Origin of the sequence: Helicobacter pylori, from assembly GCF_006439795.1 — a bacterium.
Taxonomy (GTDB): domain Bacteria; phylum Campylobacterota; class Campylobacteria; order Campylobacterales; family Helicobacteraceae; genus Helicobacter; species Helicobacter pylori_CR.
Map to the genome: position 1 here is coordinate 45423 of NZ_VEYL01000003.1, position 16130 is coordinate 61552.

The 16130-nt window shown below is 39.3% G+C and carries 14 protein-coding genes; 3 read left to right on the top strand and 11 right to left on the bottom strand.

Features of this window, described 5'->3' with window-relative positions:
- Positions 1–8 precede the first annotated feature (8 nt).
- The 3 genes from aroQ to rpsO form a co-directional block, all read right to left on the bottom strand.
- A complete protein-coding gene (aroQ, locus tag FIM66_RS02100; protein WP_000699284.1) occupies positions 9–512 on the bottom strand; it encodes a type II 3-dehydroquinate dehydratase in 504 nt (167 codons plus the stop codon).
- 129 nt (positions 513–641) lie between these two features.
- The gene (locus tag FIM66_RS02105) at positions 642–1931 is read right to left on the bottom strand and encodes an O-antigen ligase family protein (protein ID WP_140599886.1); all 1290 of its coding nucleotides are present in this window, start codon (positions 1929–1931) and stop codon (positions 642–644) included.
- Positions 1932–1960: 29 nt separating this feature from the next.
- A complete protein-coding gene (gene rpsO, locus FIM66_RS02110) occupies positions 1961–2233 on the bottom strand; it encodes a 30S ribosomal protein S15 (protein WP_001207115.1) in 273 nt (90 codons plus the stop codon).
- A gap of 133 nt (positions 2234–2366) precedes the next feature.
- Between rpsO and flhA the strand changes: the two genes are divergently transcribed.
- Positions 2367–4568 carry a flagellar biosynthesis protein FlhA gene (flhA, locus tag FIM66_RS02115; RefSeq protein ID WP_140489915.1) on the top strand — a complete coding sequence of 734 codons (2202 nt, stop codon included), beginning with the start codon at positions 2367–2369 and terminating at the stop codon, positions 4566–4568.
- 30 nt (positions 4569–4598) lie between these two features.
- Positions 4599–5642: a 3',5'-cyclic-nucleotide phosphodiesterase gene (locus FIM66_RS02120; protein ID WP_194149234.1), complete on the top strand. Its 1044-nt coding sequence runs from the start codon at positions 4599–4601 to the stop codon at positions 5640–5642.
- A gap of 785 nt (positions 5643–6427) precedes the next feature.
- On the opposite strand, the gene hsrA is transcribed toward FIM66_RS02120, so the two are convergent.
- A complete protein-coding gene (hsrA, locus tag FIM66_RS02130) occupies positions 6428–7099 on the bottom strand; it encodes a response regulator-like transcription factor HsrA (protein WP_140547899.1) in 672 nt (223 codons plus the stop codon).
- 352 nt (positions 7100–7451) lie between these two features.
- Positions 7452–8564, bottom strand: coding sequence for a metallophosphoesterase (locus FIM66_RS02135; protein WP_140547898.1), 1113 nt, complete (start codon positions 8562–8564; stop codon positions 7452–7454).
- Positions 8565–8766: 202 nt separating this feature from the next.
- Between FIM66_RS02135 and acs the strand changes: the two genes are divergently transcribed.
- Positions 8767–10755 (top strand): acetate--CoA ligase, encoded by a 1989-nt coding sequence (gene acs / locus FIM66_RS02140; protein ID WP_140547897.1) that lies wholly within the window; start codon positions 8767–8769, stop codon positions 10753–10755.
- 108 nt (positions 10756–10863) lie between these two features.
- Here acs and rimP read toward each other — a convergent pair whose 3' ends face one another.
- The 6 genes from rimP to FIM66_RS02170 are packed head-to-tail and all read right to left on the bottom strand — an operon-like array spanning position 10864 to position 16118.
- Complete coding sequence (gene rimP / locus FIM66_RS02145; protein WP_140599887.1) at positions 10864–11304, bottom strand: ribosome maturation factor RimP; 441 nt, start codon at positions 11302–11304, stop codon at positions 10864–10866.
- Positions 11297–11632, bottom strand: a complete 336-nt coding sequence (gene rbfA, locus FIM66_RS02150; protein ID WP_000991176.1) for a 30S ribosome-binding factor RbfA — start codon at positions 11630–11632, stop codon at positions 11297–11299. Before rbfA ends, rimP begins: the two co-directional genes overlap by 8 nt.
- Positions 11632–14472, bottom strand: a complete 2841-nt coding sequence (infB, locus tag FIM66_RS02155) for a translation initiation factor IF-2 (protein ID WP_140599888.1) — start codon at positions 14470–14472, stop codon at positions 11632–11634. Before infB ends, rbfA begins: the two co-directional genes overlap by 1 nt.
- A complete protein-coding gene (locus FIM66_RS02160) occupies positions 14469–14723 on the bottom strand; it encodes a DUF448 domain-containing protein (RefSeq protein WP_194149235.1) in 255 nt (84 codons plus the stop codon). The genes infB and FIM66_RS02160 overlap by 4 nt, the downstream gene beginning before the upstream one ends.
- Positions 14710–15591 carry a homoserine kinase gene (gene thrB / locus FIM66_RS02165; RefSeq protein ID WP_000261704.1) on the bottom strand — a complete coding sequence of 294 codons (882 nt, stop codon included), beginning with the start codon at positions 15589–15591 and terminating at the stop codon, positions 14710–14712. Before thrB ends, FIM66_RS02160 begins: the two co-directional genes overlap by 14 nt.
- A gap of 53 nt (positions 15592–15644) precedes the next feature.
- On the bottom strand, positions 15645–16118 hold the full coding sequence (locus tag FIM66_RS02170) for a tRNA threonylcarbamoyladenosine biosynthesis protein TsaB (RefSeq protein WP_194149236.1): 474 nt from the start codon (positions 16116–16118) through the stop codon (positions 15645–15647).
- Positions 16119–16130 lie beyond the last annotated feature (12 nt).

The following is a 16130-nucleotide window of genomic DNA, read 5'->3' on the forward strand; positions in this document are numbered from 1 at the left end:
ACCCCCTTTTATTTTTGATTGTTAATGGGGTTATTAGGGTTGTTTTTTTGGGCTTCTTGGAACGCTTTCATTTCGGCTAAAATATTGACCATCGCCATTAAAGCCATGTTGTAGCCAAGCGGGCCAAATCCCATGATCACGCCTCCACAAGCCGCTCCAGTGTAAGAATTTTTCCTGAATTCCTCTCTGGCTTGAATGTTGGTGAGATGCACTTCAATAACGGGTTTGCCCGCTAGCATGATCGCATCTGCAATCGCAATAGAAGTGTGCGAAAACGCTCCAGGGTTAATGATGATCCCTTCATAATCGCTGCCCACGCTTTCTTGGATTTTATCAATGATTTCGCCCTCAAAATTGGTTTGAAAAAACTCTAATTCCACATCTAAATTGCCTTGCTTCACGAAAGTTTGCATGATTTCATGGATTTGGTCTAAGGTTACCATGCCATAAAGTCTTGGGTCTCTGTGTCCTAACATGTTTAAATTAGGCCCTTGAATCACTAAAATTTTCATTAATTTATTTCTCCTTGTTGAATATGGAATGAAACCGCATTATAGCATAAGTTTTTATCTTACCCCTTAAATCCCCCTAAGAGCGCATCACAAGAAACTACCGCTTGACTAACATCAAACTCTTTGATGCTAAAAAGCGCTTTTATCCTTTTTTAAAAAAACAGCCATCATGACCATTCCTACAAAAAAACTTCCCGTAATGAAGAAATCAAAGGGGTCAAACCCGATGCCAAAAATAAGGTAAAAAGCGAGTGTCGTTAATATAAAGAGTGATATTAGAGAGTTTTGCTTGATCCCGCTCCAAAAAATCTTTACAACCGCTAATAAAAAAAAGAGCCAGATCAAAAAGCCTATGATCCCCCTAGTGGCTAAAACATGAATGATTTGATTGTCATACCTTTCATAACAAAGAATCAAATCTTTGGCTCTATAAGACTTTGATAAGGATAAAATCTCTTCTAACCTCTGGCATTTCTCGCTAGCGGCCATACCAAACAAGGGTCTTAAACGCAAAACCGTTAGGGCTTCTTTCCAGCGTTCCAAACGCCACCCGATACTGCTATCAGCGTCCTTTTTAGCGTAGCGTTTCAAATCCTCTTCAAAGCTTTGGTTTTGAACCCTAGATTGCTCTATTGCCCCCTTTTTTTCTAAAGCGTTACTCCCCATATACAAAGCGCTCAAAACAAGACTCACAACCACCATATAACCCAATGGTTTGAGCGATTTTTTGGCGTATAAAATAAAGCAAGAAAGGATTAAAAAAGTAATAACAAAAGCGATTGTCGCGCTCCTTGTAGCGCTTAAAATAACGACTAAAAACCCCACAAAAACAGAAAGCGTGAAAAAAAGTTTTTCTTTTTGATTTTGCGAATAGAGTGCATAAATATAACAGCCTAAAATGGAAACGCTCACTAAAACCACATACTCCTTAACCGTGCTAAACCCTTGCGCTCTGGGCATGTTAAAATAAATTTTTTGCACCAATGAAAGCAGGCCGTTAATGAAATTTGCAACAGCCATGCTGTAAAAAAGGACTTTTTGATTCAATTTGATTCTTAAACGGCTGGCAAAAAGCAAGCATAACGCTCCGCAAGCATAAGTTAAGGACATGTTTAGAGCGAATAAATTGTAGCGGAAAGTTTGGCTATCATGCATGTTAAACATGTTAGGGAAGATGCTTAAAAACACGCCCAAAAAAGCCAGAGTGAGCCATTTAAAAGGCATTGTTTTTAGATGATTAACTCTAAAGGTTTCTTTCAAAGACGCTTGGAAATAACACCTAAGAAACAAAAAAACCATTAAAACAATCAATAAGACTTGCGTTAAAGGTTTTTTAAACGAAGTGAGAAAGAAAAGGGAAAAAATTAAAGTGAAAAGAGAGTCCGCACTAAAAAAGGCTTTCAAACGCTCTTTCAACACAAACTCGCCATACCCTAAAGCCGATAAAATTATCTGTCTTTAATGCCTAACTTTTCAATCAAAACCACATAACGCGCATGAGCGGTGCGTTTGATGTATTTCAACAAGTTGCGTCTTTGAGCGACTAATTTTAAAAGCCCTAAACGACTGGAATGATCTTTGGGGTTAGCCTTTAAATGCTCGGTTAAAAGCTTGATCCTTTCATTCAACAACGCCACTTGCACCTCACAAGAACCCGTATCGTTTTCTTTAGTAGCAAACGCCTTAATGATTTCTTGTTTTTTCTCCAGATTCAAAGCCATAACGACCTCCTAATTGGTAATTTAATAAAGATCGCATTATAGCGTAAAACAAGCTTTTTTGTATCATACGCTTAAACTTTATATTATAATAAGAGACAAACACACCTACCAGATTAAGGCATGATTTTAGATTATGGCAAACGAACGCTCCAAATTAGCTTTTAAAAAGACTTTCCCTGTTTTTAAACGCTTCTTGCAATCCAAAGACTTAGCTCTTGTGGTCTTTGTGATAGCTATTTTAGCGATCATTATCGTGCCGTTACCGCCTTTTGTGTTGGATTTTTTACTCACGATTTCTATCGCGCTATCGGTGTTGATTATTTTAATCGGGCTTTATATTGACAAGCCCACTGATTTTAGCGCTTTCCCCACTTTGCTCCTCATTGTAACCTTATACCGCTTGGCTTTAAATGTCGCCACCACTAGAATGATTTTAACCCAAGGCTATAAAGGGCCTAGCGCAGTGAGCGATATTATCACAGCGTTTGGGGAATTTAGCGTGAGCGGGAATTATGTGATTGGGGCGATTATCTTTAGTATTTTAGTGCTGGTGAATCTATTAGTGGTTACTAATGGCTCTACTAGGGTTACTGAAGTTAGGGCGCGATTTGCCCTAGACGCTATGCCAGGAAAGCAAATGGCGATTGATGCGGATTTAAACTCAGGGCTTATTGATGATAAGGAAGCCAAAAAACGGCGCGCCGCTCTAAGCCAAGAAGCGGATTTTTATGGCGCGATGGATGGCGCGTCTAAATTCGTCAAAGGCGATGCGATCGCTTCTATCATTATCACGCTTATCAATATCATTGGAGGGTTTTTAGTGGGCGTGTTTCAAAGGGATATGAGCTTGAGTTTTAGCGCTAGCACTTTTACTATCCTAACCATTGGCGATGGGCTTGTGGGGCAAATCCCTGCTTTAATCATTGCGACAGCGACCGGTATTGTCGCCACTCGCACCACGCAAAATGAAGAAGAGGACTTCGCTTCTAAGCTCATCACACAGCTTACGAATAAAAGCAAAACTTTAGTGATTGTGGGGGCGATTTTATTACTTTTTGCCACCATTCCTGGACTCCCTACCTTTTCTTTAGCGTTTGTAGGGACCCTTTTTTTATTCATCGCATGGCTGATTAGCAGGGAGGGAAAAGACGGGCTGCTCACTAAATTAGAAAATTATTTGAGTCAAAAATTCGGCTTGGATTTGAGTGAAAAACCCCACAGCTCTAAAATCAAACCCCACGCCCCCACCACAAGGGCTAAAACCCAAGAAGAGATTAAAAGAGAAGAAGAGCAAGCCATTGATGAAGTGTTAAAAATTGAATTTTTAGAATTGGCTTTAGGCTATCAGCTCATTAGCTTAGCAGACATGAAACAAGGGGGCGATTTGTTAGAAAGGATTAGGGGCATTAGAAAAAAGATAGCGAGCGATTATGGTTTTTTGATGCCACAAATCCGGATCAGGGATAATTTACAGCTCCCCCCAACACATTATGAAATCAAGCTTAAGGGCATTGTGATTGGTGAGGGCATGGTGATGCCGGATAAGTTTTTAGCCATGAATACCGGTTTTGTGAATAAAGAAATTGAAGGCATTCCTACTAAAGAGCCGGCTTTTGGAATGGACGCTTTATGGATTGAAACTAAAAATAAAGAAGAAGCCATTATTCAAGGCTACACTATTATTGATCCAAGCACCGTTATTGCGACGCACACCAGCGAATTAGTGAAAAAATACGCTGAAGATTTTATCACTAAAGATGAAGTGAAATCCCTTTTAGAGCGCTTGGCTAAAGACTATCCTACGATTATAGAAGAGAGTAAAAAAATCCCCACCGGTGCGATCCGTTCAGTCTTGCAAGCCTTGTTGCATGAAAAAATCCCCATTAAGGACATGCTCACTATTTTGGAAACGATTACCGATATTGCCCCATTGGTTCAAAACGATGTGAATATCTTAACCGAACAAGTGAGAGCGAGGCTTTCTAGGGTGATCACTAACGCTTTTAAATCTGAAGACGGGCGTTTGAAATTTTTAACCTTTTCTACCGATAGCGAACAATTTTTGCTTAATAAATTGCGAGAAAATGGCACTTCTAAGAGTTTGCTACTCAATGTGGGCGAATTGCAAAAACTCATTGAAGGGGTTTCTGAAGAGGCCATGAAAGTCTTGCAAAAAGGGATCGCTCCGGTGATTTTGATCGTAGAGCCTAATTTAAGAAAAGCCCTTTCTAATCAAATGGAGCAGGCTAGAATTGATGTGGTCGTGCTAAGCCATGCGGAATTAGACCCTAACTCTAATTTTGAAGCCTTAGGCACGATCCATATTAACTTTTAATGGATAAATAATTGATAAAAAAGGAGAATGATGCAAGTTTACCACCTCTCACACATTGATTTAGACGGCTATGCATGCCAGCTTGTTTCAAAACAATTTTTTAAAAATATCCAATGCTATAACGCTAATTACGGGCGTGAAGTCTCAGCGAGAATTTATGAAATTCTAAATGCGATCGCTCAATCTAAGGAGAGTGAATTCCTTATTTTGGTTAGCGATTTGAATTTGAATTTAAACGAGGCGCAGTATTTGCAGGATAAAATCCAAGAACACCGCTTGCAAAATAAAAACATTCAAATCCAGCTTTTGGATCACCATATCAGCGGTAAGGAAGTGGCTGAGAGTTTCCATTGGTATTTTTTAGACACGAACCGCTGCGCGACTAAAATCGTGTATGAATTTTTGAAAAAGCATTACACGATTTTAGAGCCAAAAAACACACTATGGCTAGAGCCTTTAGTGAAAATGGTCAATTCTGTGGATATTTGGGACACGCAAGGTTATGGCTTTGAATTAGGAAAGGTGTGCATGCGCATGATCACTCAAAGCTCTGAATTGAATCGTTTCATGTTTGATGATGAAAACCGCAACTATAAATTAAAGCTTTTAGAAGAAGTTAAAAACTATTTGTTTTTAGAAAATGCCCCTGTAGCCTATGATAACGATTTGTTCAGGCTTAAAAAAATCGCTCTAGGGGGCGACCCTGACACAGAAACGATGGACAATATCTCTTCAAATGCGCAAACGCATTTGCTCTCTTTAAAAAAGCATGATTGCAGCGTTTATTACCAGGATAAAAAAGGGTTTTTAAGCTATTCTATGGGAGGTATTAGCGTGTTAGCTAACCTTTTTTTAACGCAAAATCCGGATTTTGATTTTTATATGGATGTGAACGCTAAAGGGAATGTGAGCTTAAGGGCGAATGGGAATTGCGATGTGTGCGAACTCAGTCAAATGTGTTTTAATGGGGGCGGGCATAGGAATGCGAGCGGAGGCAAGATTGATGGCTTTAAAGAAAGCTTTAATTATAAGGACATTAAAGAGCAAGTTGAAGAAATTTTCAATAACGCCTAACGCTAAAGTTAGCTGTTTGTAAAAAGCGTTAGTTATAAAAACTAAGAGTTTAAAAACTCTTTTTGATAAGGTTTAAAAATTTTCATTCTATCGTTTTGTATAAACTCATTCCTTTAAGGGAATGAGGGATATTTTAAAATAATTCTCCCCCTATAACCCCCAACTAAATCCCCCTAACCCCCAAAAGGTCGCTTAAAAAGCTATCGCTTGGTTAAAATCAAGCTCTCTTAATAATTTGATTGTAAAAAACGCTTTTTTAGTATTTTTAGGTTTTTTAATCCGTAATCGCAACCAATAGTGGTTTAAATTATCTCTCTATGTTATTGTTTTTGTGTTGCGGGTATTTGGAGCATGTTAGGGTTTGGGGTAATAGCGGGTGGTTATCTTAAAAACGAGACAACCAACTATGAAACGATTAGTCATAGTTTTAATGGTTTTCGCAACGCCACTACACTAAAATTTCAGCATAAGCTTAAAATCTTGCCAGCGTTTTCTTTGTGTATTTTTCTTGTGTCCCATAAAAATCCCACAAAAATAAGACTTTGTCAATATCCAATGAAAACGGAGCCAAAGTTTGTATTTTGTGTTTTGATAGATATTTAACTCCATGAATTGATACGAATTTATTTGAGTGTTTTTCAACCAAAACACCCTACTAATCGCAGATGAAATGATCATGCTCCTAGCTAAACACCAACATGATGTCTCTATTATCGCTATTCAAATATTTGATTTTACCCACTCCACACCCTCATTCTAATCTATTTTTTAGCAAACCACGGAATTTACTCTTCACACGCCGGTTTGGGGTAGCAAAAACGATAGCCTCTGCGCCTCACGGTTTCAACCGTGGAAATCCCCAAGGGTTTATCCATTTTTTGGCGGATTTGATTGATAGCCACTTCAATGACATTAGGGGTAACCATTTCAGGCTCTTCCCAAATAGCGTCTAAAAGCTGTTCTTTGGAGACGATTTGATCCCTGTGTCTGGCAAGATGGGTAAGCACTTCAAAAGGCTTCCCTTTCACTTCAACTTCACGCCCCTTGTAAATAATCTTTTCTTCATCAGGGCTAATGGTCAAATCCCCAATTTCAATCACATTAGAACCCCAAAACCTCAAACGAGCCTCAATCCTTGCGACTAAAGCCTTAATGCTGCGGTAAGGCTTAGCGATGTAATCGTCCGCACCCTGCTCAAACGCATGGACTTCTTCTTCGCTTGTAGGGTTATCAGAAGAAACTAAAACAACGATAGAAGAATATTTCTCCTTGATTCTAGAAACAAAACTTAAAGCGTTTTTATCGCTAACCATAACTAAGTCATAATTCCTAATATCCATAAGGTATTCCCCATCCTCTAAACTCTCTGTTACATCAGTCATAAAGCCTTTAACATTTAAGCCCTTTTCAATTTCTCCACCTAAAACAGAATTTTTTTCAATCAGTAGAACGCGCATGGTGTATGGACTCCTGCATTTAAGAGTAATTCGAACACTGATTATATCATAAATTTAAATTAGTTTAAGAAAATTTTAATAAAAGCTTTAGTTAAAATCAAGCTCTTTTGTGTTTGGTTATTGGTTGTAAAAAATGCCTTTAAGCGTTTTTTATGGATAATTTTTAAAATCATTTGCTAAAAATCACCATTTTATTGTATAATTACAATCCAACCATTCCTTATGGTTTGGTTGGCACCGCTTAAGATTGAAGGGTCACCTCCCCCTCCTTTCCCTTTGTCTTGGCGGTTGCTTTTAACCCCTTGTTTTAATCCTTTTTTAACCGCTTGATTACGATTAAGATTTTGTTTAACTAAGCTTGATTTTTAGGTAAAAGCCTAAGGTATGCGATCTCGCTAGGGGCTAAAAACCTTAAAGGAACGCCCCAATACCCTGCCCCACTGCTCACGTAAATTTGAGTGGTGCCGCTGTGCTTGTATAAACCATGTAAATAGGTTTGCGCCAACTTGACTAAAAGGCTAAAGGGGAAGATTTGCCCTGCATGGGTATGCCCTGAAAGCACTAAATCTACAGAGTGGCTTTCTTTGAGGCTTCTAATTTGTTTGGGCTGGTGGGCTAAAAGGATCGTGGGCTTACTCTCATTGCGCTTTTTTAAAGCTTTGTCAATATCAGGGGCAAAATTTTGACGCTTCCTTGCGAAATAATCATACACGCCGCACAAATTGATCCCCCCTAAACGCACGCACTCATTCCCTAAAATCGTTAAATTAAGCGTGTTAAGAAACGATAAAATCGGCTCTATGCCATGATAATACTCATGATTTCCTGGCACATAAAAAGTGCCATGCGTGCTTTTAAGGTTGTTTAAGGGCAGTAAAAAAGATTTGACTTTTTCAATGTTTTCATCCACTAAATCCCCCCCAATCAGCACCATATCCACTTCTTTTTGATTGACTTCTTCTACAATGTAATCAACAAAATCTTTTTGCAACAAACTCCCCACATGCATGTCTGTGAGTAAAATAATCTTTAATTCTTTATCCAGCTTATCCAAATAAATAGGGGTTTCTTTGATTTTAGGGCGGGCCAACCCTTCATAAAACCCGCGCCAAAAATACCCTAATAACGCCAGATAAAACCCTAATTTTAAAAAGTTTTTTAAACTTTTACGCCTTGAATGCAAAAAATCTATTTTTTCTATGGAGTAGGAAAACCCGTAAAAACTTAAGGAAAAAATAAACGCAATAAAAGATACAAACGAACACGCCGAAGTCAAAACAAATAAATGGCTAGGCATAATATTTCTATAAAAAGCAAAAGCCGCCTCACCCGTGCTCAAAAGGATAAAAAACCCTAAATAAGCGTATTGAGAGAATTTCTTTAAGGTTAAAAACGATTTCAACATCCTAAAAGAACTATAATTCAAAAGACACAAAACCAATAAAAACGCTATGGAGATCAGCATACCACCCTTTTATATAGTCATAATGTTTTGGTTTATATTAGCATATTAACGCTAATGCACCCTTTAGGTTTCATCTTACTATTGTTTCCTTTTTTATCAGTCTCAATCCCCACAGAAAGAGAAAAGTATCCCTCCCCTTAAAAGAGTGTGAGTTTGGATACAATAATAAAAAATGTGCTTAAAGCCATAGAAAGGAAATGCAATGCAATTAGACGATGATTTAGAGTTCGCTAAAAAAGTCTTTAACCCTAACAAAGCGTTTGCCAAGCAAGCCAGGATTAAAAACATGTGTGAATATAAAGATTTAGTGCATGAAGCCAATGAAGATTATGAACATTTTTGGGGCGAGTTAGCCACGCAAAAACTCACATGGTTTAAGCCCTTTGATAAGGTTTTAAACAGCGATAACGCCCCTTTTTTCAAATGGTTTGAAAACGGCAAAATCAATGTTTCTTACAATTGCATAGACAGGCATTTAAAAGACAAAAAAAATAAAGTGGCGATCATTTTTGAAGGGGAAATGGGGGATTATAATGTCATCACTTACAGAAAACTCCACTCTGAAGTCAATAAAACAGCCAACCTTTTAAAAAACGAATTCAATGTCAAAAAAGGCGATAGGGTCATTATCTATATGCCCATGATTGTAGAAAGCGTTTATATGATGCTCGCATGCACTAGGATTGGAGCGATCCATAGCATCGTTTTTGCTGGGTTTAGCCCTGAAGCCTTAAGAGATAGGATCAACGACGCTCAAGCTAAATTAGTTATCACAGCAGATGGGACTTTTAGGAAAGGCAAACCCTATATGCTTAAGCCAGCCCTTGACAAGGCTCTAGAAAATAACGCCTGCCCTAGTGTGGAAAAAGCGCTCATTGTGATACGAAACGCCAAAGAGATTGACTATGTGAGAGGGCGCGATTTTGTCTATAATGAAATGGTCAATTACCAATCCGATAAATGCGAACCTGAAATGATGGACTCTGAAGATCCTTTATTCTTGCTCTATACAAGCGGATCAACCGGGAAACCTAAAGGCGTTCAACACAGCAGTGCAGGGTATTTGCTGTGGGCGCAAATGACGATGGAGTGGGTTTTTGATATTAGAGATAACGATAATTTTTGGTGCACCGCTGATATTGGTTGGATTACAGGGCACACTTATGTGGTTTATGGGCCTTTAGCTTGTGGGGCGACGACTTTGATACTAGAAGGCACGATGTCTTATCCGGATTATGGGAGATGGTGGAGGATGATAGAAGAATACCGCGTGGATAAATTCTACACTTCCCCCACCGCTATAAGAATGCTGCATGCTAAAGGCGAAAACGAACCCTTAAAGTATAATTTAGACTCACTCAAAGTTTTAGGAACGGTGGGAGAGCCCATTAACCCTACGGCATGGAAATGGTTTTATGAAAAAATCGGTAACTCAAAATGCAGTATCGTGGATACTTGGTGGCAAACAGAAACAGGCGGGCATATCATCAGCCCTTTACCGGGAGCTACGCCTATAAGGGCCAGCTGTGCAACTTTACCTTTGCCTGGAATCCATGCAGAAGTTTTAAACGAAGACGGCACCAAAACAAAGCCCGGAGAGCAAGGGTTTTTATGCATCACTAAGCCATGGCCTTCTATGGTAAGAAACATTTGGGGCGATGAAAAACGATACATTGATAGCTATTTTTCTCAGATCAAGTTGAATGGGGAATATGTCTACCTCTCTGGAGATGGTGCTATCGTGGATGAAAACGGATACATCACTATTATTGGGCGCACAGATGATATTGTGAATGTGAGTGGGCATAGGATTGGCACGGCTGAAGTGGAGAGTGCTATTTCTAAACATGAAATGGTGGTTGAATGCGCGGTAGTGGGTATCCCTGATACGATTAAAGGAGAGGGCTTGTTTGCGTTTGTGGTGCTGTGCGATGGGGCTAAATGCAATCTTGGCGAGAGTTTAGAATTGTTAAAAGAAATGAATCATATCTTATCCGTTGAAATTGGAAAGATCGCTAAATTAGACAATGTCATGTATGTGCCAGGTTTGCCTAAAACCAGGAGCGGGAAAATCATGAGAAGGCTTTTGAAATCTATCGCCAAAAAAGAGCCCATCACTCAAGATTTAAGCACGCTAGAAGATGTGAATGTGGTCAAAGAAATAATGAGTATCGCTCAAATGGAAGAGTGAAATCTCAAAAATGCTTTTTGGCGTTTTTTAGCCAAATAATGAGAGTCCAATTTCAATCAAGCGGTAATTTCTCATAAAGCGTAAGAATGTCTACCGCTTCGCGTTATTTTACCACTCAAAAAGCGTTTTAACTTTCTTTAAATCTTTATACTCCACGCTTTTGATAGCGTGATTTTCTAATTCAAAATCCGCGCTCAAATCGTTAGCATCTTTAAGGACAGCTTGAAAGCTTTCTTTATTGATGAGTTTGACTTCCACTTTTTCGCCTAAAGAAAGCTTGAAGTGTTTGGGGGCTTTAAGCACTCTTTCTAACCCCATAGAGCTCACTTCTAAAATATAAGCGTCTTGAATAAAATCGCACACATCTAATAAGGGCGAAATAATCTCGCTCACTTGTTGGCAAATATCCAAACTAACCGCTCCATTAGGGTTTTTAAGACTCACCCTTAAGATATGCTGCTCATTTTCTTTAACCAAACTCACATCATAAAGCAAATAACCCAAACTTTCAATCACGCCCTCTATTTTCTCTTCTATTTTTTTAGTCATTATCTTTCCCTTTAGCGATTTCATTAAATATGGCGTCTAAACGGAGCTGCTTTTCTAAGCTATTGTCTGAAACAAAACTGAGTTTTGGGCATTTAAACCACCCGCTCGCCTGCAAAACAAACTGCCTGATCAAGCCCTCAGCTTTTTTTAATTTAGAAAGGATTTTATGATCTTGTGAAAGCACAAACACAAAAGCGTGGTGCTTCCCTTTAGAGCATTCCACTTTAGTAACACTCAAAGAATTCAACTCGCTGTCGTTCAAACTCGCTAAAGCTTCTTGCAACAATTCTAAAAGATTGGATTCTAAGCGTTCTTTATGGGCGTTCATTAGAGGGTTCTTTTTTTATGGATTTCTTTATAGGTTTCAAACACATCGCCCACTTTAATCTCATTATAATTTTCTAACATGATCCCGCACTCATAGCCCTTAGAAACTTCTTTCACATCGTCTTTAAAGCGTTTCAAAGAAAGGATTTCGCCGGTGTGAATCACCACGCCATCCCTAATCAAACGCGCCTTAATGCCACGAGCGATCACCCCATCGCTCACCACACACCCAGCTATCGTGCCTACTTTAGGGATATTAAAGGTTTCCCTCACTTCCGCTTGTCCGGTATGCTCTTCTTCAATGATAGGACTCATCAAACCTAATAACAGCGATCGCATTTCTTCAATCAAGGCATAAATCACCGTGTAAGTTTTAATGCTCACATTGTATTCTTTAGCCTTATTTTTCACATTACCGGTGGGGCGGATATTAAAGCCTAAAATCACGGCATGCTCACTGCTAGAAACTAGGCTCAAATCATTCTCAGTAATGCCCCCCACCCCTGAGTGGATCACTTGGATCGCCACTTCTTCGTTATTAAGCTCTAACAAGCTGTTTTTAATGGCTTCTAGGCTTCCTTGCGTATCCGCTTTAATGACTACAGGAATGTTTTTTAATTCCTTATTAGCGACCATTTCTGAAAGCTCATCAAAAGACACTTTAGTGCTTTTACTCAAGGCTTTTTGGCGTAAATAAGTCGCCCTCTTTTGAGCTTGCAAACGCGCGATGGAATCGTTTTCTACCCCTATTAAAACAGATCCCGCAGGCGGCACTTCGCTTAAGCCTGTGATGAGAGCCACCATAGAGGGTTTTAAACTTTGAATGCTCTTGCCTTGATCGTCAGTCATGGTTCTTACTTTACCAAACGCCGTTTCAGCAAAAAAACTATCCCCCACGCTCAAAGTCCCGCTTTGGACAATCACCGTGGCTACTGCCCCACGCCCTTTTTCCACGCTCCCTTCTAAAACAACCGCTCTAGCGCTACCCTCTTCTATAGCTTTTAATTCCATAATATCCGCTTGGATAAGAATGGTTTCTAATAGATTGTCAATGCCATCGCCCGTTTTAGCCGAAACAGGGATAAACTCATGCTCTCCGCCCCAATCCACAGGGTTATAACCAAGCTCAGCGCATTCGGCTTTGAGTTTGTCCGGATTCACATTAGGCTTATCCATTTTATTCATCGCAAAAATCACAGGCACATTAGCCGCCTTTGCATGCTCTAAAGCTTCAATCGTTTGCTGCTTCACGCCATCATCAGCCGCTATCACAATCACTGCAATATCTGTAACTTGAGCCCCACGATTACGCATCTGGCTAAAGGCTTCATGCCCTGGAGTGTCAATGAAAGACACCCATTTGTTATTCTTTTCCACCATGTAAGCGCCAATGTGCTGAGTGATCCCCCCAGCTTCAGTGTGAGCGACTCTTTTATCACGGATTTTATCTAGTAGCGAAGTTTTACCATGATCAACATGCCCCATGATAGTTACCACAGGCGGGCGCTCTTTTTTCACGCCCTCTAACACTTCTTCTACTTCAAATTCTTCTAAGGTGTTTTGAACAGAAATTTCTAAATGAAACTCTTCGGCTAAAATCTCTATGCTATCCTTATCCAAAAAGTCGTTTTTAGTTACCATAAGCCCTAAATTAAAGAGGGTTTTAATCACATCAGCCAGATTCAAATTCGCTTTTTGAGCGAATTCATAGACGCGCACTTCTTCAGGGATTGCAATTGCACTTTGGATCACTTTTTGGCTGTTATCGTTACGGAATACGCGCTTTTTTTTGGATTGTCGTTTGATCCCGCTTTCATTCATCCAAGGGTTTTTTCTTTGGACGCGCACCCTGTCGTTGATATTTTGGCGTACTTCTTTTTCTTCTTCTTCCTTATTGAAATTATCTTGTTCATGCAAATCAAACAACAAGATTTCATCGGTTTCATCATCATAAATATCATTGCCCTTAAAATCCCTCGCATCGCTCAAATCAATCTTATGGGATTTGTTGTTTTTGGCTGTGGGGGTGGCTTTGGGCTTACTGGGTTTTTTGGCTTTTTTAGCCTCTTGTTTGTCTTTTTCTTGCCATTCTTTTTTAATGTCTTCAAAAATAGCCGCCGCGCTTTGAGTGGGTTTTTTGCTTTCAGTTACGCTGTTTTCACTTTCATTTTCTGTTTCATCGTTGCGTTTAATCACCCTAAAACCGGTGCGTCTTTTAATGTTTTCATGGCGTTTGATCTCTTGCTCTTGCTTTTTAACTTCGCTGATTTCTTTTTTAGCGTTGCTAGCGTTATTGGTGCTGTTAGCGTTGTTAGTGTTGCTTTGGGTGAGCTTGTTTAGGGCTTCTCGGCTTTTTTGGATTTCTTGGAGCTTTTGCTTGGCTTTTTCTATTTGAGAGTGGCTAACCATTTTAGGGGTGTTTTCTACAGGGGGCGTTTGGTTTTCAAAAGTATTGACAATCTCTATCCCTCCCTTCTTTTTAGCAATAGGCGTGGGAGCTTCTTTTTTCTTTTCTTTAGTTTTTTTGGGCTTTGGCTGGCTTTTTTCTTCTTTTTTAGGCGTTTTAGAAGCCTTTTTAGCAAGCGGCTTAGGCGTTGCGGCTATCTTCAAATCGTCTTTATTGTCTTGTTTAAGATTTTTAGCGGGTTGATTGGCTTGTATTTGTTCTTTAATGCCATCCACAATGTATTTGTATAGCTTGCCTGCTTTCTCTGGGGTCATTTTAGAATTTGTCTTAAGCTCTAAACCAATATCTTTGGCTTGCTCGATCACATTTTTAAGCTCTTTTTGGGTCTTACCAAGCTCGGCTAAAAATTCTTTTAAATCAACCATCTCGCTCATGCTATGCTTCTCTCCTTAATCCAAGTAATGATGTTTTTGGTATCTTTTGGGGCATTCTTTATTTTTGAAACCGCTTTCAACAACTTTTTTTCTCCATTTTTCAAACAATTTTCACACACATAAAAACTACGGCCTGTGCCATCAAATTCCATGATTTGATTGTCAAAGCTTTTCAAACGCAACAAATCCTTTTGAGGTTGGCGCATTCTGCATGCCACACACATGCGGATTTTAATTTCAGTCTTTCTCAATAAGGACTCCATCATTATCAAAATCTAAAACCGCTACCCTGAATTTAGGGAATTTCTTGCTCAAAACCTGCTTTAATTTAGGGGCGTCTTCTTCATAACACATGTTAAAAAACGACGAACCGCTCCCTGAAAGCGTGCTCATTAAGGCGTTATTTTCTAAAGCGAGCTTTTGGATCGCAAACAACACGGGGTAAGTTTGCATGCGCTTATATTGATGCATCCTGTCTTTAGAGCAACAACGCAACAAGTCCCACTTCCCTTGCACAATCGCCATCGTCATCAAACTCGCATGCGAAAGGTTAAACACGCTTTCTTGCACGCTGTAACGCTTGGGCAAGAGATGGCGCGATTGCTTGGTAGAAATGGCCCTATTAGGGATCACCATCACCGCTTTTAAAAAAGAAGGAATTTTGGTTTTTAAACTTATCACTTTCTTTTTTTCCACAAACGCTGCATTATACCCCCCAAACACCGCCGGGGTGATATTATCCGGGTGGTTTTCATAAATTAAAGCGGTATTGAGAATGTTTTCTCTATCAAAAGCAAACCCTAAAAACGCAAACGCTGAAGCGACAGCCCCCACAATCATCGCTGAGCTAGACCCCATGCCCCTTGTAATAGGGACTTTATTATGCAATAAAAATTTAAACGAGCCGTCATTCCCATGCTTTTTTAAAATCTCATAAAACACTTTAGTGAAAATATTGTTGGTTAAAAACTTAGGGATCCCTTCACCCTCCCCAACCAATTTCACCGCATGGAAGCTGCTAGGCTCAATAAAAAAACGATTGCGTAAATTCAAGCTCAAACCCAAGCAATCAAAACCGGGGCCTAAATTCGCACTTGTTGCAGGAACACTCACTACCAAATTTTAAACCCCTATTGTTGATACCCTTTCATTTTTAAAACTAGCATTATACACTAAATAGGAGGCAAAATGTAAAACGGCGTGTTCAATTGGGTGAATTTGTCTTTCTCTAAAAAAGAGGGCAGCATGAAATCTTTTGGCGCAATTTTCAAATCTTTAAAATCGGTCAAGCTTTCCGTTTCTTTTGAAACAAAGTATTTATTGGCATACGCCAAAATGGGCGTGTTGTCGTTAAAATCAAAGCCTGTGGTGGAATAGAGTTCAAAGTCATGGATTAAAGCCAAAGTGTGTAAGAAAACATGCGTGAGCTTTAGGCTAGTGAAACTCCCTGGCCCTTTAGCGTAATAAACCCCTTTAATCGCCGGTAAAGTAGGGTTTTTAAAATCTTTGAATAATTGCGAAAAAACTTCCACTAAAGCTTCACTTGTTTTTGATTTGGAAGTGTAAGAAGTGCATAAAAAATTGTTTTGATACACCCCAAGCAAAACCCTCTCGCCTAAAGAGATAAGCGCTAAATCCAATTCCAAAAAAATAAACCC

Bases quoted from the DNA above. Each gene is read 5' to 3' on its own strand.
- FIM66_RS02135 (WP_140547898.1), bottom strand. From the start codon at position 8,564: ATGCTGATCTCCATAGCGTTTTTATTGGTTTTGTGTCTTTTGAATTAT.
- aroQ (WP_000699284.1), bottom strand. From the start codon at position 512: ATGAAAATTTTAGTGATTCAAGGGCCTAATTTAAACATGTTAGGACAC.
- infB (WP_140599888.1), bottom strand. From the start codon at position 14,472: ATGAGCGAGATGGTTGATTTAAAAGAATTTTTAGCCGAGCTTGGTAAG.
- rimP (WP_140599887.1), bottom strand. From the start codon at position 11,304: ATGACTAAAAAAATAGAAGAGAAAATAGAGGGCGTGATTGAAAGTTTG.
- flhA (WP_140489915.1), top strand. From the start codon at position 2,367: ATGGCAAACGAACGCTCCAAATTAGCTTTTAAAAAGACTTTCCCTGTT.
- rpsO (WP_001207115.1), bottom strand. From the start codon at position 2,233: ATGGCTTTGAATCTGGAGAAAAAACAAGAAATCATTAAGGCGTTTGCT.
- FIM66_RS02120 (WP_194149234.1), top strand. From the start codon at position 4,599: ATGCAAGTTTACCACCTCTCACACATTGATTTAGACGGCTATGCATGC.
- hsrA (WP_140547899.1), bottom strand. From the start codon at position 7,099: ATGCGCGTTCTACTGATTGAAAAAAATTCTGTTTTAGGTGGAGAAATT.
- acs (WP_140547897.1), top strand. From the start codon at position 8,767: ATGCAATTAGACGATGATTTAGAGTTCGCTAAAAAAGTCTTTAACCCT.
- rbfA (WP_000991176.1), bottom strand. From the start codon at position 11,632: ATGAACGCCCATAAAGAACGCTTAGAATCCAATCTTTTAGAATTGTTG.